At 32.0% G+C, this 22,161-nt stretch carries 20 protein-coding genes; 15 read left to right on the top strand and 5 right to left on the bottom strand.

What is annotated here, in order from left to right:
• Positions 1-763: 763 nt before the first annotated feature.
• From BN2390_RS13575 to BN2390_RS13535, 9 genes are all read left to right on the top strand, one after another.
• On the top strand, positions 764-1,279 hold the full coding sequence (locus BN2390_RS13575) for a hypothetical protein (protein ID WP_053984878.1): 516 nt from the start codon (positions 764-766) through the stop codon (positions 1,277-1,279).
• A gap of 55 nt (positions 1,280-1,334) precedes the next feature.
• Positions 1,335-2,078 (top strand): hypothetical protein, encoded by a 744-nt coding sequence (locus tag BN2390_RS13570; protein ID WP_053984877.1) that lies wholly within the window; start codon positions 1,335-1,337, stop codon positions 2,076-2,078.
• Between the two features lie 583 nt (positions 2,079-2,661).
• A complete protein-coding gene (locus BN2390_RS13565; RefSeq protein ID WP_053984876.1) occupies positions 2,662-3,354 on the top strand; it encodes a metallophosphoesterase in 693 nt (230 codons plus the stop codon).
• A 379-nt stretch (positions 3,355-3,733) separates the two neighbouring features.
• Positions 3,734-4,633 carry a GGDEF domain-containing protein gene (locus BN2390_RS13560; RefSeq protein ID WP_053984875.1) on the top strand — a complete coding sequence of 300 codons (900 nt, stop codon included), beginning with the start codon at positions 3,734-3,736 and terminating at the stop codon, positions 4,631-4,633.
• 22 nt (positions 4,634-4,655) lie between these two features.
• Positions 4,656-4,997: a DsrE family protein gene (locus BN2390_RS13555; RefSeq protein ID WP_198524915.1), complete on the top strand. Its 342-nt coding sequence runs from the start codon at positions 4,656-4,658 to the stop codon at positions 4,995-4,997.
• Positions 4,998-5,270: 273 nt separating this feature from the next.
• Positions 5,271-5,582 carry an ArsR/SmtB family transcription factor gene (locus BN2390_RS13550; RefSeq protein WP_053984873.1) on the top strand — a complete coding sequence of 104 codons (312 nt, stop codon included), beginning with the start codon at positions 5,271-5,273 and terminating at the stop codon, positions 5,580-5,582.
• Positions 5,582-6,589 (top strand): permease, encoded by a 1,008-nt coding sequence (locus BN2390_RS13545; protein ID WP_198524914.1) that lies wholly within the window; start codon positions 5,582-5,584, stop codon positions 6,587-6,589. The genes BN2390_RS13550 and BN2390_RS13545 overlap by 1 nt, the downstream gene beginning before the upstream one ends.
• 20 nt (positions 6,590-6,609) lie before the next feature.
• The gene (locus BN2390_RS13540; protein ID WP_053984871.1) at positions 6,610-6,846 is read left to right on the top strand and encodes a thioredoxin family protein; all 237 of its coding nucleotides are present in this window, start codon (positions 6,610-6,612) and stop codon (positions 6,844-6,846) included.
• The gene (locus tag BN2390_RS13535) at positions 6,834-7,241 is read left to right on the top strand and encodes an arsenate reductase ArsC (RefSeq protein WP_053984870.1); all 408 of its coding nucleotides are present in this window, start codon (positions 6,834-6,836) and stop codon (positions 7,239-7,241) included. Before BN2390_RS13540 ends, BN2390_RS13535 begins: the two co-directional genes overlap by 13 nt.
• Positions 7,242-7,342: 101 nt before the next feature.
• Here the strand turns inward: BN2390_RS13535 and BN2390_RS13530 are convergent, their stop codons facing one another.
• From BN2390_RS13530 to BN2390_RS13515, 4 genes are all read right to left on the bottom strand, one after another.
• Entirely contained in the window at positions 7,343-7,714 is a 372-nt protein-coding gene (locus tag BN2390_RS13530; protein WP_053984869.1) for a YkvA family protein, read from the bottom strand.
• Between the two features lie 59 nt (positions 7,715-7,773).
• Positions 7,774-9,306, bottom strand: coding sequence for a response regulator (locus tag BN2390_RS13525; protein ID WP_053984868.1), 1,533 nt, complete (start codon positions 9,304-9,306; stop codon positions 7,774-7,776).
• Positions 9,299-11,212, bottom strand: coding sequence for a cache domain-containing sensor histidine kinase (locus tag BN2390_RS13520; protein WP_053984867.1), 1,914 nt, complete (start codon positions 11,210-11,212; stop codon positions 9,299-9,301). The genes BN2390_RS13525 and BN2390_RS13520 overlap by 8 nt, the downstream gene beginning before the upstream one ends.
• Positions 11,213-11,333: 121 nt before the next feature.
• Positions 11,334-12,710 carry an extracellular solute-binding protein gene (locus BN2390_RS13515; protein ID WP_053984866.1) on the bottom strand — a complete coding sequence of 459 codons (1,377 nt, stop codon included), beginning with the start codon at positions 12,708-12,710 and terminating at the stop codon, positions 11,334-11,336.
• Between the two features lie 219 nt (positions 12,711-12,929).
• Between BN2390_RS13515 and BN2390_RS13510 the strand changes: the two genes are divergently transcribed.
• The 6 genes from BN2390_RS13510 to BN2390_RS13485 all read left to right on the top strand — a co-directional run bounded on the left by BN2390_RS13510 (position 12,930) and on the right by BN2390_RS13485 (position 21,134).
• A complete protein-coding gene (locus BN2390_RS13510; RefSeq protein WP_053984865.1) occupies positions 12,930-13,811 on the top strand; it encodes a carbohydrate ABC transporter permease in 882 nt (293 codons plus the stop codon).
• Positions 13,812-13,821: 10 nt separating this feature from the next.
• Positions 13,822-15,144 (top strand): carbohydrate ABC transporter permease, encoded by a 1,323-nt coding sequence (locus BN2390_RS13505; RefSeq protein WP_053984864.1) that lies wholly within the window; start codon positions 13,822-13,824, stop codon positions 15,142-15,144.
• A 14-nt stretch (positions 15,145-15,158) separates the two neighbouring features.
• The gene (locus BN2390_RS13500; protein WP_082238786.1) at positions 15,159-16,304 is read left to right on the top strand and encodes a Gfo/Idh/MocA family protein; all 1,146 of its coding nucleotides are present in this window, start codon (positions 15,159-15,161) and stop codon (positions 16,302-16,304) included.
• Between the two features lie 49 nt (positions 16,305-16,353).
• Positions 16,354-18,336 (top strand): family 10 glycosylhydrolase, encoded by a 1,983-nt coding sequence (locus BN2390_RS13495; RefSeq protein ID WP_053984863.1) that lies wholly within the window; start codon positions 16,354-16,356, stop codon positions 18,334-18,336.
• A 227-nt stretch (positions 18,337-18,563) separates the two neighbouring features.
• Positions 18,564-20,570, top strand: a complete 2,007-nt coding sequence (locus tag BN2390_RS13490; protein ID WP_053984862.1) for an EAL domain-containing protein — start codon at positions 18,564-18,566, stop codon at positions 20,568-20,570.
• 105 nt (positions 20,571-20,675) lie between these two features.
• Entirely contained in the window at positions 20,676-21,134 is a 459-nt protein-coding gene (locus tag BN2390_RS13485; protein WP_053984861.1) for a ferritin-like domain-containing protein, read from the top strand.
• A gap of 85 nt (positions 21,135-21,219) precedes the next feature.
• Here BN2390_RS13485 and BN2390_RS13480 read toward each other — a convergent pair whose 3' ends face one another.
• Complete coding sequence (locus BN2390_RS13480) at positions 21,220-22,062, bottom strand: L,D-transpeptidase family protein (RefSeq protein ID WP_053984860.1); 843 nt, start codon at positions 22,060-22,062, stop codon at positions 21,220-21,222.
• Positions 22,063-22,161 lie beyond the last annotated feature (99 nt).

Genomic DNA, 22,161 nt, shown 5'->3' with positions numbered 1-22,161 from the left:
GCTTCTCTTTTTTTTGTAGAGACTCCCCTAGATTAACACTAAATTCACGTTTAGAACTATGCAGATACAAGTAAGTTGGTGTAACTATACATCATAAAATAAAACCTTATATAAGCTAAATATAGACGATTTGAGAGCGTTTTAAAGCTAGTAAGTAGTATTAAGGGTAGATATAAAAGTACATTGAAAACATGATAAACTAATCGAGATCTAAAACAAGAAATAGGAGATAAATGAGCATATATGGGTAATGGGGGTTCACTTAAATTTGAGTGACAAGTATAAGAGATCCATATATGTAGAGTAATTGTACCTATACACCAGAGTTTTAGAAGCAGTGACACGATAATTATTTATTTTAGATAGGGGGGATAGTTGTGAGTACAGATTATAAGGCTACAAATAAACGTATATATAACACACCTAGTCAGAGAGCTAACACTTTTTTATTTCACGTACTCACTTTTTAAACGTGTAAAAATAGCTGTAATCGTTAGGCTAAAATAGTTCGATAAACGTAAGAAAACGTCTGTATGAGCCTATTAGAAGCCTAAATAGAGGAGTAATCATCATTAAATAAAAGTATGATTTTAAGGTATAAAGAACAAGACTACAATATAGTTAGTGTTGACGATTTTGAAGGTGGAAAGAAGAATTTTAAATTAACAGTTACATAGTTAAAAAATATCGTATTTACATGAATAGACGCTTCCATGTAGATACGATATAATTATTTCATAATAAGATAAAGGGGGGAAGATGTTTGTACAATGCTAATAAAGATTTTAATAAAATAAAAGTTTGGGTTAATTTTGATACTAGATATGAACATCCAAAGGAAACAGCTAGGAATTTATGGGCTATTATAGAAACGATATATGAGCATTATAATGAAATTCAATATACTAACTTAGAGAAGATTGATCGTAATCTATTAAAATATGTTATGGATAAATTAGAGGGATATTATAATGATTTAAGGGATACGGATAGTGTATTAGAGGAGACAAAAGAAGCCATGTCCAAGAAGTGGCAATGTGACCCAGAATTAATTGCAGTTGGAACATATGCAGTACCATTGTCAAGGGTAGAGTTTACTCTATCAGAATTGATAACCTTATATAAGGTATTAGAATTTGCTAAAAAACATACATCTATACTGAAAGAATATATTTGGATTGTACGTGATGAATATAGTAATATAACATTCATAAATCAAATTCAGGAACAAATTAGTGATAGACTTACATATGTACTATGTTTATCAGATAAAGATTAGTTTAAGTTTATTATGTTATAAGTGCATTAGAATGTTAGAGGAAGGATGAGGGTAGATGAGGTTATCAAAAGAAGAAAAGGTACAATTAAAGGTATTTAAATTACAAGAAAAAAAAGATTTTATTATTTATTTAAATGAGATTATCGCAAGAACATATAAATGTCTCCATAGATATAAAGAATACTTACATGAAATGGATGAGTATATAAAAGAACATAAAAAAGAAGGTAAGGAAAAGATATATATAGATAATAATGATTATGGTAAATTTCAAGATTGTATAAGTAACATAGATGGATATATAGTAAATTTAATTGGTGATACACAAAAGGAATCAATATCGTATATAAACTTCAGAACCATCATAAAAAAAAGAAAAAATAAAGGAAGTTTAGGTTTTGAGATAAAAGACTTGGATAAAGAAGTAGAAGAAATGATATTACATATAACTAAAACTAGGAATTGGATAAATCATGTTCCACAATCTTTACTTTGTTCGGAAGAAAAATTAAGGGATGAAGGAAAAATTAACTTTAGAGATATAAGTCCCATAATAATATATATGTTTGAAGAATGCGAATTGGAATTACTAGAAGATTTGTACAATCAAAGCGAGGAAAACTATGGATATATAAAGAAGATTTTTTCGCATATTAAAAAAGATTATTCAAACCTAATAGGAGAGAGTGTGAGAATATTTACTAAATATGAAAAATATCCTAATAGTACTAGAAGAGCTACTGGGACAAAGCTTTCTGCTCATGTACAAGGATTAATAGAAGAGGTAGATAAAAAGTAATTTATTTTGTTTATGTGAAGATACTAAAACGATACTAATAATTTATGAAGCATTAGAAAATCACAGCGAAAACATGATAATAAAGATAAGAAATATAATAAAATCAAGGCCTGTAAATACTGATAAAGTCTAAGCAATTGAGTTTGAATAGTCGCGAAAGCTACTAGCAGCGCGCTGACAAAATAAAAAAGTTCCAATGAGAGCTAGCTCTCATTTGGAACTTTTTTATTTTGTCAGCATAGGGCGAAGCCTGTGCACTCAGTAATATTACATGATTTTTGTAATATTACTGAGTGTGAGCAATGTGACTTTGGAAAGTATATGACGCTAGCTATCATGAGCGTAACGTAGTGTAGCGAATGGCATTACTTAATAATTGGAGAGTAAATATTTTAGGGGTTCACTCTTAAAAAGTCCTTGTTTTTTAGTTTTGAGAGTATATGGATTGAACCATCACCAGTGGAAAGAAATTGATACAAGTTATGAAATAATGCATTATAAAAATTTATATGATATATTAAAGTAAATGTATTTTAAAAATATACTACAACATATAATTGCATAGTGTAAGGGGGATAAAGCCATGATTTATGTCATGAGTGATATACATGGGGAAGTAGAATTATTTGAAAAAATGCTAGAAAAGATAAATTTAAAAGTAGATGATACATTATATATACTAGGGGATTTAATAGATAGAGGAGAAAAGTCTATAGAGACCCTTAAATTAGCAATGGAGCATCCCAATATAGAATTTATTATAGGTAACCATGAAGATATGATGCTTAGTCTATATACGGGAGAAGAAAAAATCTTTAATAATTGGTTAAGAGATTGTAATGGTGGGCAGGTAACATTAGAGCAATATAATAGGCTAAAAGTAGAAGAAAAAGAAAAAATTAAAGATTTTTTAACACAGGCTGTTTTATATAAATTCATAGAAGTGAATAATAGAAAGTTCTTGCTAGTACATGGTGGAATTCGTGCTTTTAGTGAGTATGAATTGGAAAAGGCTATAGATCAACAAAGTAGAAGGGATATGATTTGGATAAGGGATGAGTTTACTCAAGCCCCTTGTAGAAAAGATATAACAGTTATATTTGGTCATACTTTTACCCACTCTCTATGTAATGAACATAAAATATGGTATAGCTATATAGAGGATGATGAAAAACAATATAATGATAAAATAGGAATTGATTGTGGATCATATGAATCTAAGAAACTTGGCTGTCTAAGATTAGATGATATGATGGAATTCTATGTAAGCAATTGAAAAAATTATTTATAAAAAACCATTTTATCACTTTAAAAAGAGCAATAAGAATATCGAATATTAAAAAGCATAAATCTACATGGATTTATGCTTTTTAATATTTCTACTACTTTGAAGTAACATGTATTTGGGAGATTCAATACTATATATAATCATTTCATCATATAGATACCATAGCTTAATACTTAAAAATACAATAAGTAGGATAGAAGTAAATAATCATAAGTTGTATGCAATCGTGAGGTTTAGTATAATAAAAATAATAAGTTTATAAATAGAATACATAAATAATATAAAATGTCTAGTTCTTAACCGTTAAATATAAAGGCGTTCAGTATATAACCATAAATATGAAATTTGACTAGAGGATACTATAAAAATGATAGAAATACAAAATATAAATAAAATAAAAGAAGCAATACAATATATGGAACCGTTTTTTGATGTAGTTCGTCTTGTTGACACTCGGGAAACAAAGGTAATGTCCTTTAGGGCAAAGACAAAGAGTATAGAGAAGACACATCAATGTTATAAAATGTGGAATAAGAAAGCACGCTGTGAGAATTGTACAAGTATGAATGCTCTCTTAACAGGAAGTCCAAAAGAAAAATACGAATTTCGAGATGATGAAGTTTATCACGTTGTTTCAAGACCTGTTAAGGTAGTGGATGAAACGGGAAAGGTCCATGAGTTAATATTAGAAATTGTTAATGGAGTTGCAGATCATTCACTGTTTGAAAAGTTTGGAATGAGTGCTGAAGGAGATAAAACAATTATTGAACTTATAACAGATACCTATCGTAAGATTTATGAGGATGCGCTCACTTCAGTATACAACCGAAGATATTTAGAAGAATTCCGTTTTCTTTATCACAATAATAATGAAGTATCGAAGCAAGTAGCATTTATTATGGTAGATTTAAAGGCATTTAAGAAAATTAATGATACAATGGGACATGAAACAGGAGATCATGTATTAATAGAAGTCGCCTCTCTATTTAAGAAAAATATAAGAAGCCAAGATTCTGTTATTCGCTTAGGTGGGGATGAGTTTGTAATAGTATTAGTGAATTACCCAAAAGATCAGATTGTTTCTAAAATGAAATTACTACAGAATGAAATAAGGAAGATACCTCTTGAATCTAAGGAACAAAGTCATGTAGATATTGACTGGGGGTATACCTATACAGAAAACTTTAAAATTTCGAAGAAATACCTAGATACAATATTAAAACAAGCTGATGATGCCATGTATATCATGAAAAAAGATCAATTATAATAAATTACTTATGGAGGGGATTATGGAGAATAATAAGCTAACAGTACTATGGGTAACAAGAGACAAAGAAGCAGCCTTGCATATGGTATTTATGTATGCTAAAAATGCAAAAATTCAAGGATGGTGGGAAGAAGTAGAAGTGATTATATGGGGGCCATCGGCTCAACTTACAGCTATAGATGAAGATATTCAGTTAGAAATTCAAATGGCTAAGCACGCAGGCGTAGAAGTACGTGCATGTGCAACATGTGCTTCTAGATATGGTGTAGAAGCAGAATTAATAAATCAAGGTATAGAGGTGATTGGAATGGGGATCCCATTGACAGAAGCTCTAAAAGCAGGAAATAAGATTTTATCAATTTAAGTAGACTATATAAAAAAATAAAGAGAATAGAGTAAGCCATCTTAAAAATAACATTTTAGGATGGCTTTTATAGAGTGCAGAAATGATTAAATTATATTATGGGATAGGATAGAAATATAGCACTTATTAGAGATACTATGTAATGATATATTTTTATTATAAACAAAGTTTTAAAGATAGATATTTTAAACATATTGACATTTATCTATATGTTGGATAATATACTGATATATAGATGATTATCTATGTGTTTTATACACAGGAGGAATGATGATGAAATATAGTTATAGTGAGTATGTCCCTTTACTTAAAGCACTAGCTGATGAAACAAGATTGAGGATTTTAGATATGCTTTCTTGTGGTGAACTTTGTGCATGTAACCTTTTAGAAGGATTGAATATTACACAGCCAACCTTATCCTATCACATGAAGATGCTTACACAATGTGATCTTGTTCTTGCGAGAAAAGATGGGATATGGATGAAATATAAACTTAATGAAACTAAAGTGACAGAGTATAAAGAATTTATGGATGAACTGTTATCACATAAAGAACAATGTAGTTGTAAGATAGAGGAGGGGTGATGGTGTTTGAATGGTTCAATGAACAGTTGCTCCAGATGAAGTGGTTATATAATTTGATACAATGGCTAGTAGAAGATGTATTTGAGTTGGATATGGCAACACGAGTAGGCGGTAGTATACACTTTTTTGTATATGATACTATAAAAATTTTTATTTTGTTAGCAGCACTAATTTTTATGATTTCTTATATTCAGAGTTATTTTCCACCCGAAAGAACTAAAAAGATTCTAGGTAGATTTAATGGTATTGCCGGGAATGTTATGGGTGCTTTATTAGGAACAGTTACTCCATTTTGTAGTTGTTCGAGTATTCCACTTTTTATAGGGTTTACACAAGCAGGATTACCAATAGGGGTGAGCTTTTCATTTTTAATATCTTCTCCATTAGTAGACTTGGCATCGGTGTTATTATTAGCCAGTATTTTTGGATGGAATATTGCCATGGCTTATGTAATTGTTGGGATTATCTTAGCTGTAGTAGGTGGAACTATTATTAGTAAGCTGAAATTAGAAAAGTACGTAGAGCCTTTTGTCTTTGAACATGTGGAAGGGAGAATAGATATTACACTCCCTACTTTGACAAAGAGAGAGAGACTAAGTTACTCCAAAGACCAAGTAAAAGAAATTTTTGTGAGAGTATGGAAGTATGTACTAATAGGTGTAGGAATAGGCGCATTAATTCATAACTGGATACCTGAATCGGTAATTTCAGCAGTTTTAGGTCAGGAGAATATCTTTTCAGTTCTTATTGCTACACTCGTAGGTGTTCCAATGTATGCGGATATTTTTGGAACCATACCTATATCAGAGGCTTTACTCTATAAGGAGGTAGGGCTAGGGACAGTTTTATCATTTATGATGGCAGTAACAGCATTATCTTTACCATCAATCATTATGCTAAAAAATGTAATCAAGCCCAAGTTACTTACTATATTTGTAGGGATTGTTGTAATAGGTATCATGATGATTGGTTATGGATTTAATGCTTTTTCATTTTTAATCATGTAAATAGGAAAGGTGATAGGAATATGAATATTAAAGTGTTTGGGGCATGTTGCTCAAAATGTACAATGATGTATGGTTATGCAGAAGAGATTATTAAAGAGCAAGGCCTTGATGCAACCCTTGATAAAGTAACAGATATTAAAGAACAAATGAAGTATGGTATCATGAGTTTGCCTGCGCTGATGGTCGATGAAAAGGGTGTTTCATCAGGAAGAATGCTTTCAAAGAAAGATATGGAAAAAGCAATATGCAAAAAGTAAAAGTAGCATTTATCTGTGTACATAACTCATGTAGGTCTCAAATGGCTGAAGCACTTGGAAAACATTTAGCAAGTGATACATTTGAAAGTTATTCTGCAGGAACCCAGCTTAGAAGTCAGATTAACCAAGATGCGGTTAGAATTATGAAGCAACTTTATAATATAGATATGAATGAAACACAAAGAAGCAAACTTTTAGAAGATATACCAGAGGTAGACATTGTTATTACTATGGGGTGCAATGTACAATGCCCAAACTTACCATGTAAGCACAGAGAAGACTGGGGGCTTGATGATCCATCTGGAAAAGAAGATGCTGAATTTATTCAAACAGCAAGGATGATAGAAGAGAAAATATTAGATTTAAAGTGTAGAATGGAAGCAATTTTACGATAAATATAAGAAAATATAACCTCCTCTTAAGGGATTATCTTAAGAGGAGGTTATATTTTCTTAGTGAGTTTATATTTATTGTAGGATCTCGATGGTACAGTGTTTTAATTGAAACAAATAATATTTATAATCATTATAATTATGGATAACCATATCAGTAGAATAGGAATAGAGTAATACCACTTTTTAGGCCTCCCATTTTTCCAGATCCCCTTAGCCTCTAATTTACATCGTTCAAAGGTTTCATGAGGTATGAAATGTATCGTAAGTGTAACCAGTACAGGAAGTAAAATTAAATCATCTAGATATCCAAGGATAGGGATGAAATCTGGGATTAAATCTATGGGTGATAATGCATATCCAACAGTAATAGCTGCAAATATTTTTGCAATTATTGGCGTATCCTTATCTTTTAATGCCATAAATAAAGCAGGTATATCAGTTTTTAATTTTTTTGCTTTATCTTTTAATGTCATCTTTATTTCCTTTCGAGAATTTAACATGGTTGGCTACAAGATTATATTAATGCCTAGTACTAGGCATCAAGTTGATGATTACAACGATAGAGTTTTGGCGTGGTGCCCACAGCTTCTTTAAAGAGCTTACTAAAGTATTTTGGACTTTCATAACCTACCATTTCACTAATATCATAAATTTTGAAATGAGTTTCACGAAGAAAGTATTTAGCTTTTTCAATTCGAATATGAGTAAGATAATCTATAAAATTTTGCCCTGTTTTTTCTTTAAATAACTTACTTAAATAAATAGGATGGATAAAGAGTAGATCTGCCAAAGTATTAAGTGTAAGATTCTCGGCGTAATGCTCATGAATATAATTTTGAGCTGTCTTAATACTATCTCCTGAGCAAGGACTTATATCTTGTATGTATTGTTTTTGATTTTCAATATAAAGTAATGTGTAATCAATAATATCCTCAATATTTTCTCTAAAGATAAGTTGTCTTAATAAATCATGAATTTCGTCATGCACCATTTCTGAATGGTGATTTTTTAAAAAGTTATGGATGAGTAGATAGAGCTCAATACAAAAGGAGTAAACAAGGTTCAATGTATCGCTGTGCTCACCAATATGTCTAATCTCTTCTATAACCAGTTGAGTAAGGGCAGAAATATCTTTGAGAAGTAAATAATGGAGTAACTTTTCTCTTAGCTCATAAGACATGACATCTTCAACATAAAGGATATTTTCAATCTCTTCAAATGCAATAATAAGAGAATTTTTTTTAATAACTTTATAGTCTAGAGCTTTACCAGCTTGAAAGTAGGCGGCATGAAAAGCATTTAAATGGGTAAAGCTTTTGCTAAGTCCTATAGTAACTAAATAAGGTAGATCCTGGGTGAAAGACTCTAGTAAGACTAGGCCAACTTCTTGAGGAAGATCGTAGATGATTAAGGTTACTTCATTAAGTGTATTATTAAAACTTATGTAGTAAGGCACTGTTAAGATAGCAGAGAGCGTTTGCCTTAAGATAGATTTAGCCTTAGTCATATCCTCATCATCCATATGCTCTATTCTTATTCTAGCAACTTGAAGCATATTTGAGGTAAGGGGAATTTCTAGCTGCTTTGCAAGCAGAGGATCTATTAGTGCATTTTTACGAGTAAGATTATTCAAGAAAGTTGATTTTCTTAGTTCTATAAATTCTTCATCTTCTTGACGCTTAGTCATATCCTCCTCTAAAACTTCATTTAGACGCCTAAATGTTTCATGGAGTGTATTAAAATTAACTGGTTTTGTGAGAAAATCAAAAGTACCATATTGAAGCGCACGCCTAGCATATTCAAATTCTTCATAGCCACTAAGAATAACAGTTTTTATAGCTGGATAATCTTTGGCAAGTTGAGCAATTAGATCGAGTCCAGTTTCATATTCCATACGTATATCTGTTAAGACTACATCTACAGGATTAGACTCAATAATTTCTAGGGCTTCGGCCATAGAATGTGCAGTTCCAACAACTTGGAAATTAAGTATATTCCAATTAACATATTTAGATAGACCATTAAGGATGATATCTTCATCATCTACAATAATAAGATTAAACATGATGAGCCTCCTTTGTTTGCATAATACCGTTAAGAGGTAATTTAAGCTCTATTGTTGTTCCCTTTGAGGGACTCTCTGCAATACATAAACCATACTCAGCTCCAAAATATAGTTGGATACGCTCACATACATTATATAAGCCAATACTTGTTTGGGATGAAGTATGAATATGAGATAGATGTGTATTTATTTGATTAAGACGTTCTAATGGCATACCAACTCCGTTATCTGTAATATAGAGAAGTAACATATCAGTTGTAATATGACTTGTTACAGTAATGATTTTATTATCTAAATGGCCTTTAAACCCATGTACAATACAATTTTCTACAATAGGTTGCAAGGTAAGCTTAGGTATATAAAGATTTAAGGTATTATGGTCTAAATTATTACATAATACAACCTTAGATGTATAGCGATAGTTAATAACTTGGAGATAGCTTTCAATATGTTTTATTTCCTCGGAAATTGTAACCAGTTCTGAATGTTTAGGGATACTAAGTCGAAGAAATGCAGAAAAGGATTCAATCATTTCACTGACCTTACCATTGCCTTCTTCTAGAGCAATGACTTCCCAACGAATAATGTCTAAAGTATTATAGAGAAAGTGGGGATTAATTTGCATTTGAAGAGCATTGAGTTCGGCCTCTTTCTTTTTAAAAGCTAAATCTTTTGCTTGTATTTCGGATAAGTAGACCTTATGAATAAGATCTTGAATTTGCTTAACCATTGTATTGAAATGTTGACCAAGTATACCTATTTCATCATGATTAGTATCATTAAAGGTAGCATTAAAACTTTTACTAGGTAATTTATCTAAGGTATGTTTAAGTTTATTAAGTGGAACAGTAATACTTAGTGTTACGATATAAGCAATTAAAATAGAAATACAGATAACAATTAGCATAGATAAAAGAGTGAAGTTTCTAATACTTTTAGCATTTTTTATAAGAGCATCATAATAGGCAAGGTTAAGAATGTAAAAATCACTATTAGAAAGCTTTTCAAAGGCAACTAAGCAAGTACTATCATTTATTTCTGTATAAAAGATGCCTTCAAGCTGATCGCCTATTTCTGAAATAAGTTGTGGCACATTAGTTGGAATAGGACCTTTTAGCTTAGAGTTGATAGAAGCTAAACTACCCTGTGGACTAACTAGTACGAGATGTCCACTCCTGTTAAGTAATGATGCATTAATATCTTCAATAATCCCATTTAGATAAATATTCATTACAATGACACCTACAGAATCCTTTAAATAATAATTAGGAATAGATTGCATAAGAGAAAGTGAGTCAACTATAGGCCTATTAACTGTTTGTCTATAAAAGAGATTATCTTCTAGTGTGGTATCAAACCATATAGGATGGCCTTTAAAAGCTTTGGCCTTTGTATAATAAGATGAATTAACAAAAGTCATAGGATCTTTAAGATATCCTCCTCTTTGGCTAGAAGAATAGGAGGTTTGGGTAAATTGTCCTTTTGGAGTAACAATTTGTAAGTTCAATATTTTACTATCTGAGTTGGGAATATAGGAATAAAGATAATTATTAATTGTATCTTGTATAGACTGTTGTTCATCAAATGACAAATTATCAGCTAATGAGTCAATTACAAGCTGCATAAGATTATCATCTAGATAGAGATTATAAACTAGATTTTCATAATGCTGCATTTGTTTGGTAATAGATTGAGCTACATTATGTGTTGTATAAGATAAAAGTGTAGAGATATTGTTTTCAATTTCTTCAGTATATGTATTATAGGTAATGATGGTAATGGCTAAGGTTGGTAAAGTAATAAGGATAAGAAAAGAAATAATCAGTCTCTTGAATACATTTACTTTACGGATTTGAAAGATAAGCTTGTACATTGTAAAAGCCAATCTATTTTTGGGACTAAACATAGCTCCTCCTAGTAGAGTTGTAAGTAGATTTTGATAACATTATAACATTATAAAAAATAAAACAAAAGGTACATCTATAAGTCCAAACTATAGATGTACCTTTTTGTATTAATAAGAGGAATTATTTATTTTCTAGAATAGCTTTATTAAATTCATTAACAACTTCTTTATATGCAGCTTCTTGAGCAGCTGTAAATTCTACAAGAGGATCAGCGTTAGGATCAGAAAGAAGTTTTTGAACAACACGATCAACATAGGTTCCAATAATATCTTTACCATAGAATTCTAGACGTCCACCTCTAGCAGCTTCAATAACAGGAGCATATTCAGGGTTAAGAGATGTAATAGAGGAAATATCAAAATCAGTATATGGATAAGTAACAGCATTTACGGCGCCCTTACTTTCTAGATTTTTAAGTCTTTTTTCAATAACTTCTCTAGAAGTGTAGTACTCAATGTATTTCCATGCAGCATCTTTTTGAACTTGAGTGGTAGTTGCATTGATGACATAGCAAGCACCAAGATCTGTTGTTACAGATTTACCAGAGGGACCAGCAGGAAGGAGAGCAAGGCCGATATTATCAGGATCTGCACCAAGAGATGTTGCCCAAGATATCCAGTCACCTGCAAATGGCATCATAGCTAGTTTACCTTGTGCAAATTGTTGAATCATATCATCAAAAGTAAGGGTAAGATCAGCTTGCATAACTTTTTCACGTTTAAGTTGTTGGTAGTACTCAGCTGCTTGAATAACAGCAGGGTCAGTAAAGGTAAGCTCTAATGTACCATCTGGATTTTGAACGGTTAAGTCTCCACCAGCTTGCCATACATAGTATTGGAAGAACCATTCGGTCCACTGAGAAGAAAGGACACCATAGCCATATTGTTGTTTGTCAGGATTAGTAAGTTTCTTAGCAACGTCAAAGGCTTCATCCCAAGTAGTAGGAGCAGCAGTAATGCCAGCTTCTTCAAATAGTGCTTTATTATAGCCTAGATAGAAAGTACTTGAGAGAATCGTGATACCATAAAGATTATCATTTTTAGTAAAACGGTCTACATAAAGGGGATTATAGCTATCTTTTTCATCCCAGTTATCAAAGTATGTATTAAGTGGCTCTAAAATGCCAGCATTGATGTATTTATCCATCATAGTGAAAGAAGTTGATACTAAATCAGGTGCATTGCCAGCAGCTACAGCTTGATAAAATTCGTTGCCAGGGTCTCCTTCTTTAATAACTTTGTTAAGTTTAATATTAGGATTTCTTTTAAGAAATTCTTCTTCAATGCTTTCCTCTACATCATCTTGTTCTCTACTTGTAAGCCAAAGAGTAAGTGTAACAGGGTCGTCTTGAGAAGTTGAATCATCCGAATTAGTAGAGGATTGATTAGTATTTGGGTCTGCTGTTGGAGTAGATGTGGTATTAGTAGATGCACATCCAGTAAATGCCATACTTGCAATGAGTGTAGCTGTTAAAAGTGCAGTTGCTTTTTTAAACATAATATACCTCCTAAGTAAATGATAATAATATTATAAACAATTTTGAATAATAAGAGTAACCTAGATAATTAAGCAAAAAGTATCTTAAATTAATATCTTCACTTATAAAAAGAATTAGATTAAAAAGAGATACCTTTTTCTTTAAAATGTACCATTAAAGATAAAATTAAAAAAATATATAATGTTATTAAACAGATTTAGGAATATGGGAGGAATATAATGAAAAAGTCTAGTTACTTAAAAAGAAAAGATCTTTTTTCGGCAGCAGCATTTTTATTACCAGGTATTATTTTTACAGTTTGGTTAAGATATTATCCTATTTTACAATCTTTTTATATGTCTCTGTTTACGTATGACCCTGTTAATCCACCAGGAAAATTTGTAGGACTACAAAACTATCAAAATATTTTTCAGTCAGGATTTTACTGGGGTGCATGGAAAAATACTTTTATTTTCTTACTTTTACATATAGGACTTATATTCTTTATACCTCTAGTCCAAGCTATCTTTTTAAATGAGTTGACAAAAGGTAAGAAGTTTTTTTCAACAGTGTATCTGACTACAGCCCTTATTCCTATTTCAATTAATGTTATCATATGGAAATGGATTTGGCATCCTGACTATGGTCTTGCCAATCAAGTTCTTAAATTCTTTGGAGCAGAGCCACAAATGTGGTTAAGTGATCCAAGTCTCACCAAGTTTGCAATTATCTTCCCGGGTATTATAGGTGGAGGTGTAGGCGTACTTCTTTATTTAGCGGCTATACAAGGCGTGTCTTCTGATATATATGAAGCTAGTGAGATAGATGGTTGTACAGGATGGCAGAAAATTGCTCATATTACTTTACCTAACATTAAGTTTATCATTATTATTCAATTAATTCTTGCTACGATTTCTACAATGCAAATCCTTGATTTACCTTATCAATATACTTCAGGAGGACCAAGTGGTGCTGCAACCTCTATGGGGATTTATATCTATGATATGGTCAATAAGGACTTGTCTTATGGTAAGTCTACAGCTGCAGCTTGTGTACTTTTCATCGTAATAGGTATTTTAACAATTGTTCAAATGAAACTTGATCAATCAGAGGTTGAATAGGGGGAAGAATATGAAAAAATCCAGTTTGACTATTACATCATATATTGTATCCATTCTTTTTGCATTATTAATTTTGTATCCTTTAATTTACATTATAAGTAATTCAATGAAAGACAATGTAAAGATTTATGATATACCACCTAAACTATTACCAGATACTGCACAGAGTTTAACCATAGAGATGGACTACTCAGCCTTCGAACATTTAACTGATGAACAGTTATTAGATAAGATTCAGCAAGATCAAATATTAGCTATGTTTTCATCCGTTTATGAGTTAACAAGAGATTCTTTATTTGAACTTAAGTTTGTAGGTACTATGAATGGAGAGGATATCTTTTACTCAAGGGCACATCGCATGAAATTAGAACTAGAAAAAGACACAGGGGTTTATGCAAATGCTAGTATTAATAGAAAGGTTTTATTATATGAAGACCGTTACATACGTGCATCAAATAAGATAGGCTATACATTTGATAGAAATGGAATTCAAAAGGCACATAATATTACGACTGTAGAAAAAGATGAGATCTATGATAAAGTATCTAAAAATTTAGCAGATAAATATGAGACAAATGGTGTATTAAAAGGTACTAAGGTAAAGAAAAATAACTTACTTCTTTTAGAAAGTTTTATTTATTATTTCCAATTACCTTCATGGATGTACCCCAAAAATGAAGTAGTTGCTAAGTATAGCTTTTTAATTTTTATTATTAATACTTTAATCGTAGTATCTTGGGCAATTATTACTCAAGTAGTGCTAGGTGCTATTACAGCGTTCCCCCTTTCTAGGATGCTTAGTAAGAAGGCAGCAAACTTCTGGTTATTGTTCTTCCTAGGAACGACAATGATTCCCTTTGTATCAGTTATGATTCCTCAGTTTACTATGTTTAAACGACTTGGATTTTATGATAACTACTGGGCACTTTTAGTGCCACATTTATTACCTTATGGTTTCTTTGTATATCTTTATAAAGGCTTTTTTGACCGTATACCGAGTAGCTTGTTTGAAGCAGCTCGAATAGATGGCGCTTCTAACCTTTATACATTTACAAAGATCTGTATGCCACTTTCAAAACCAATTATTTCGATTGTTGCTTTACAAACCTTCTTGTCTAACTGGAGTGACTTCTTCTGGGCATGGATGGTAACGGAAAGACAAAATTTATGGACATTGAATGTGGCACTGTATAATATCTCTCAGAATAAGGCAGTTAAGCAAAATTTTGTTATGGGATTATCGGTATTAACCATATTACCAGTACTCTTTTTAACAGTAATTTTTTCAAAACATATTAAGGCGAGCCTTGCATCGTCAGGAATTAAAGGATAGAAAGGTAGACAGCTATGAATATAGGCGTTATAGGATATGGATTAAGAGCAGAATATGTGCTTAGAAATTTTAATGACTTTGAGATGGGGGTTAACTTAGTGTGTGTGTGTGACCCTTGTGTTGAGCAGGCTAAGGTGCGTATTCAAAGTAGTGGTTATAAGGTGGAAGAGGTTACTTTTTATGAAGATGTAGATGAGATGATGCAAAAGGAGGCATTAGATGGTGTCATGATTGGTACACCTTGTAAGTCTCATACAGATATTGCAATTAGAGTCATGAAGTACAATATCCCTATGTTCTTGGAGAAGCCAGTAGCCATTAGTCTGGAACAAGTTAAAGCGTTAGAAGAAGCCTCTAAGTCATATACGGCAGAGGCAGTAGTCTCTTTCCCACTTAGATTAACACCTATTTGTCAGTTGGCAAAAGAGATCATAGATAGTGGGAGATTAGGACGTATTGAGCATGTAGAGGCAGTCAATAACGTGAATTATGGTAGAGTGTACTACCATGATTGGTATCGTGATGAAAGCTTAACAGGTGGCTTATTCTTACAAAAGAGTACCCATGACCTAGATTATATTAATTACTTACTTGGTATTAAACCTATTGCAATTTGTGCGATGGAGTCTAAGCAAATCTTCAAGGGTGATAAAGACGCTGGTATTACTTGTAGTACATGTGAAGAATATAAAGTATGTCCAGAAAGTAGTTATACTATTAGAAATCAATACCATGAAGGAGTAGATGGAGAAGGATGCGCTTTTGCAAAGGATACTGGTAATCATGATAGTGCAAGTATATTAACACGTTATGAAACAGGGATGCACACTGTATATACTCAGAATTTTGTTGTAAGGAAGAAAGCAGGCAAAAGAGGGGCAAGATTAATTGGCTATAAGGGCACATTAGAATTTGATTTTGCAACAAGTGAACTTACTGTATTTTCTCATACAACTGGTACTGTTGAAAAACATTATGTTGACACATCAGGGCTCAATCATTTTGGCGGAGACAAGGCATTATGTGAGAACTTTGTGGAAGTAATGAGCGGAACAGGTGCATCAAAGGCGTCACTACAAGACGGTATTTTAAGTGCATTGATGTGCCTATATGCAAGAGAGTCAGCAGGTCAAGATAAATTTTATAACATTGAGTTATAATTAAACTAATAACTAAAAAATATATATAAGAAAAGAGAGAAACTAAAAAATGTGGTATAAAGAAGATTACAGACGTATTTTTATGGATATGCATTTAGATGATTCACAACCAGAGGAGTATTTATCTAAATTAGATATAGACCATTTTGTAGGAACTTTAAAAGAGGCAAATGTAAACAATGTGGTTGTAAAGGCAAAGTCACATGTAGGCTTACATTACTGGCCAAGTAAATATGGTAGAATGCATGAAGGACTCAAAAGACGCGGGCTTGACTATGTAGGAGAAATGATTAAAAAGTGTAAGGAAAATGATATTAGTGTTGTCGTATACTTCTCACAAATCTATGATAATTATGCTTATGAGCAACATCCAGCATGGCGTATTGTAAATAGCGAAGGTACAACTTCAAGAGAAAATAATACAAGATATGGGCTTGTATGTCCTAATAACTTAGAATATCGTGCTTATGTACGTGAAATCCTACAAGAGTTAGTAGCTACCTATGATTTTGGCGGGATGTTTTTAGATATGCCATTCTGGCCAGGTACTTGTTACTGCCCAGCATGTAGAGAACGTTACTGGAAAGAAACAGGAACTTATATTCCACATAGAGAAGACTGGAATAATCCACAATGGGTAGACTTTGCAAATAGAAGACAGAGATGGCTTGAAGAGTTTGTTGCAGAAAGCACAAGAGCCATAAAAGAAATCAAGAGTGCAGTAAGTGTGGAGCATAACTTTGCAGCAGTAGGTTGTGGCTGGATTAATGGGGATACGGAAAACTTACTTGAATCTTGTGACTATGCAGGAGGGGACTACTATGGTGGGTATTTAGAACAGACTTTTATGTGTAAATATTATAATAATGTTACACCTAATAAACCTTTTGTATATATTACATCTAGATGTGATCCAAATCTCTATGCCCATACTGTAAGTCGTTGTGAGGAAGACTTGTACATCCATGCAATGAATGCATTAGTACATAATGGTGCATTTTCTGTATGTGATGCGATGAATCCAAATGGAACGATTAATACAGAAGTTTATCATGATGCTATTGGACCAGTATTTAGAAACAGCTGTGATTATGAGCAGTATGTAAGTGGAGACATGATCGCGGATGTATCTATTTGGTACAATACGAACTTAAAGGCAAATGACAATTTCATTCAGTCTCCATTTGCAATTGCAAGAGTACTACAAGAATATAATATGCTCTACGATGTAGTAGGTAGTAAAAATCTGAAAGATATAAAGACAGAGGTACTTGCTATCAATGGTGCATATTCTATAACAGATGAAGAGATGGATGCAATCGAAGCCTATGTAAGACGCGGCGGTAAAGTATTTATTACAGGTAAGCTTGGACATAAGCATTTTGAAGAATTATTAGGAATTAAAGAATTAAAAGGAAGCGAATATGGCTATACCTATTTAAATCCTACAGAAGCAGGCAAAGGTTTATTTGAATCCTTTAATGCAAGTAGTCCTTATCCAATAGAGAGAAGAGCAATAGAGTGTACACTTAAGGAAGAGGCAACAATCCTTGCAACACTTACCTATCCATATACAAAGGCTGGAGATAAAGAGTTTTCTGCAATCCATTCTAATCCACCAGGGATTCATACAGATATGCCAGCAGTTATGGAAAAACAAGTAGGGGAAGGGAAAATACTTTGGGTTGTTACACCTCTAGAACTTGCTTATGCACATTACTGCAAAAAAGCAGTATTTAGTTTAATTAATTCATTAGTAGAGAATAAAAAGATTGAAAGTAATGCACCAGCCTTTGTAGAACTTACACATTGGCATAAAGAGGATAAAGACTATGTAGGGATCATCAATCAACAAACAGTATCACCAGTATATCCAATTGATGCAATTACGATTACATTACCATTTGTATGCAAGGACGTAAAACTAAAAACACCTTCAGAACAACCGATACAAGTTGAATATGAAGATGGTAAAACAATTATTTGCTTACCTAAGCTTCATATGTTCCATCTAGTAGAAATAAGTTATTAGTTCTAATTAAATAAAAGGTCTTAAAGGAAAATATGGTATAAAGTCAGCTAATGATTTTATGCCATATTTTTTATTTAAAAGAAATATTGATTATATTAAACTAAGTTAAAAATGCATTATAAAGTGAAAAGGTGGAAATAAAAGTATTATATAAGCATTGGATGAAATAGAAGAAGTATGATATTGTTAAAGATACCTAAATACTGGGAAAAAAGAGAGAATGCAATATGACTAAAAGAACAGTAATCATTATTATATGTTTATTAATAATTGTATTAGGGGGAAGTGTGTATCTTAGGGAGCAAAAAGAAAATAGCACTGAGAGAGTACAAGAAATATATAGGTATAAAGCTTTAGCAGAAAGTAAGATACAAGAAGGAGCAACACAAGAAGCGCTAGAGTATATAGATAAGGCTTTTCAAGAATTCACTATAAGTGAATATAACAGTAGCTATCAAAATATATGGGATATTCTGATGGTATTAAATAAGATTCCTAATAGTAGCTATAAGTTAATAGACTATTTAGATGTAATCTTAATCACAAAGGGGCTAGATAAAGATGCAGAAATATATTTTTTAAGAAAAAAGGCGGGCCTATGTATTTTAAACGTGAAATATATAGAAGCAGTCGAATGCATTGAAGAGATATTAGAACTTAGCGAAATGCCACAACAATATTATTATAGAGGTAAGGCATTAGTGGATTTATCTATTGTTGCGAACCATTTAGGTGCAATGGAAACAGCAGTTGAAATATTAGAGAATATTCAACTAGATACAATAAACAAACTTAGGCAGGCAGACCTAGAAATATATAGGCTACTTAATTTGGTGAAAAATAGAATAGAGTTAGAAGAGTATGATACGGCGCTTAAAGATTTAGGACAAATAGAGAGATATATAAATCAACTTCCATTAGAAAAAAGAAAGGAAATTGCCTGTTTTAGTACTTTGAATAAAGCTAAAATCTATATAGGGCAAGGACAAATAGAAGAAGCTGAGATATTATTAGGCGAATTACAGGTTTCTAATATTTGGGACAGTACGCAGGCATATCAAACGTTCCAAACGGAGTATGTGACTGCACTTGCCAGGCTCTATACAGCTAAAGGAGACTATGATAAGGCAATAGAAAACTATAAGCAGATTTTAGAGCAAAGATTTAGAGGTAGTAGCTATGGTGATTACCAAGATGCCATTAATGGCATAAAAGAGATTTGCCTAAAAAAAGGAGATTTTGAGAGTTACTATTTATATGAGGAGTATTGGGAAAAGCTAGGTGAAAAGAGGAAAAAGGGCCAAGCTGAAATGCTCTATCAATATGTAGATAAAAAATATGAATTAGCACAAATAAAACAAGTTAATAATAGAGTGAATATAAAAAATCAGATTTATCTGGCGATCTTATTAGGTATTATTCTTCTATTGACGAAGATCAGTCTATTACCAATGGGGAAAAGAGCATATAAGCAAAGAAAAATTAAAAGATTTATGAAAAATAATAATTATTTTTTAGTCTATCAACCCATTGTAAATCCAAAAACAAATCAGATTATGGGGTTAGAGTGTTTGTTAAGATTAGAGGATAAAGGCAAAATGATCTATCCAAATATATTGATTCCATATATAGAAGAGACAGATATGATGGAAGAAATAGTACTCTGGGAAATACAGGAGATCACAAAGAATTATTCTATGATTAAAGGAATAGAAGGCTATGCAAAAGATTTTTATGTGTCACTGAATATATCTTATAAAGAAATTGCTCATAAAGAATTCATTGATATTCTAAAAAAAGAAGCAGAACTATTACGAGAGAGAGGAATATGGCTGTGCTTAGAACTTACAGAGAATACAAGTATTATAGATGAGCAATGTGTGAAAGAACATATTGAGGAGTTAATAAGAGTAGGCTTTCTCATTGCCATTGATGATTTTGGTGTAGAATACTCTAACATTTCTTTGTTAGATTCCTTTGATTTTCATAAGCTTAAACTAGATAAACATTTTATTGATAATATAGAGCAGTCAGTAGTAGTACAGAATGTAATGAAAGTAATCAATGAATTATCTATTGAGCTATCAATAGCAGTAATAGTAGAGGGTGTAGAAGAAGAATGGCAAAAAGAAAAAATAGAAAAATTTGCATCTGATAATTTTTCTATACAAGGATACTATTATAGTAAGCCACTAAAAATAGATGAGATTAAGAATTATCGAGTGAAAGAATAAGTAAAAAGCTTAAGTAGTTTATTCCAAATAACAGGAAACAGCATATAACTATAAAAATTGCTAATATTAAAAGTGTAAGAAATACAATATGTGAGGTGATTCTTTATGGTATTAACAGAAAAAGAAACAGCTACAATTAAAGATTTACAAACTCAAGAACAAGCTTGTATTGAAAAATACGATAAGTATGCAAATGAAGCAACAGACCATGTGCTTAAAGACTTATTCACTACTTTAAAACAGCATGAAGAAAAACACCATCAATCTCTAGGACAAGTACTAAATGGACAGGTACCAAGTTGTGACTGTAATGATAGTGAAGGTAAAATGTATACCCCTGTAGCAAGCTACGGAGCAGGTGTAGAATCAGATGCTAAAAAACATGATTGTTTCTTAGCTACTGACAGTATAGGAACTGAAAAATTAGTTTCTGGTGAATATAATACAGATGTATTTGTATTTGGAGACTCTGATGTACGTAAATTATTAGCTGATATTCAAATAGAAGAACAAAATCATGCTGAAATGCTTTATAAATATAAAGTAGCAAATAGCATGGCATAATCAATATATATAAATTTTTAAATAAAAACATGGTATAAAGTCAATCAATGACTTTATACCATGTTTTTCTATTTAACGTACTTGCTTAATGAATGACTATTGCACTTGCATCTAATACATTATCATAAATCCATTGTGCATTTTCCACTGCAAGTCGGATACATCCATGGCTTATAGCTACTCCTAAGCGAGCATCAATAACTTCTGTTCCGGCAGCATTAAATAAAACGGTGTGATAATAATAGCTACCTTTAATTCGAGTGGCATATTTGGCTCTGTAATTATCCGTACCAAAGTAAGGCTTCCTCCCACTTACATAAAAAGTACCTTGTATAGTAGGTGTACTAGGTTTACCAACAGTACATAACCATTGATAAAGTAATTTCCAAGAGCCATCGTTAACTTTTTCAAAGACATAGGTAATCTTATTTTCTAAATCCGTTGTAATCAAGTTCACAGTAGGACTTTGAATATTGTTTTCATTGACAAACCTAGTCATATTGGTATTGAAATAAGTATAGTCGTATTCAGCTGGAGGGTTTCCATCATCTGTCAAAAAATAATTAAAGATATAGCCCTTTACACTGTTATACATAACAAGACTCCAAGCTCCAGTTACAGATAAAACTTCTACTTCAGATTTAGGAGGAAGTGACGCTATAGGATTAGATTCGGCAGAAGGATAGGAACGTAATAATACATCTAACCAGGTATATTTGGTAGTTGATAAGCTAGAAGCAGGGACGTATCCTGTTTGATCATCATAGGTTACTAAATACCAGTCTTCAGCACTATCAACAACTTGGACAAGAGCATTGGTAGGTATGACAGCTATAATGGGAGCTGTAAAGGAAGCACTTTCTAGAAGATTAGTATTAGACAAGGTATATTTAGAAGGATCAGAGGGCTGTGCTTGAGCATTGTTCATGTTTCACCTCATACGCATTTATTATTTTTATATTATGAAAGAGTTAGGCTATTGGTGCTAGATAAAGAGTAAAAATATTCTGAGATATAAGAAGTGATG

Source organism: Niameybacter massiliensis (assembly GCF_001282685.1).
GTDB lineage: Bacteria > Bacillota > Clostridia > Lachnospirales > Cellulosilyticaceae > Holtiella > Holtiella tumoricola.
This window is presented reverse-complemented; position numbering and strand designations above follow the sequence as displayed.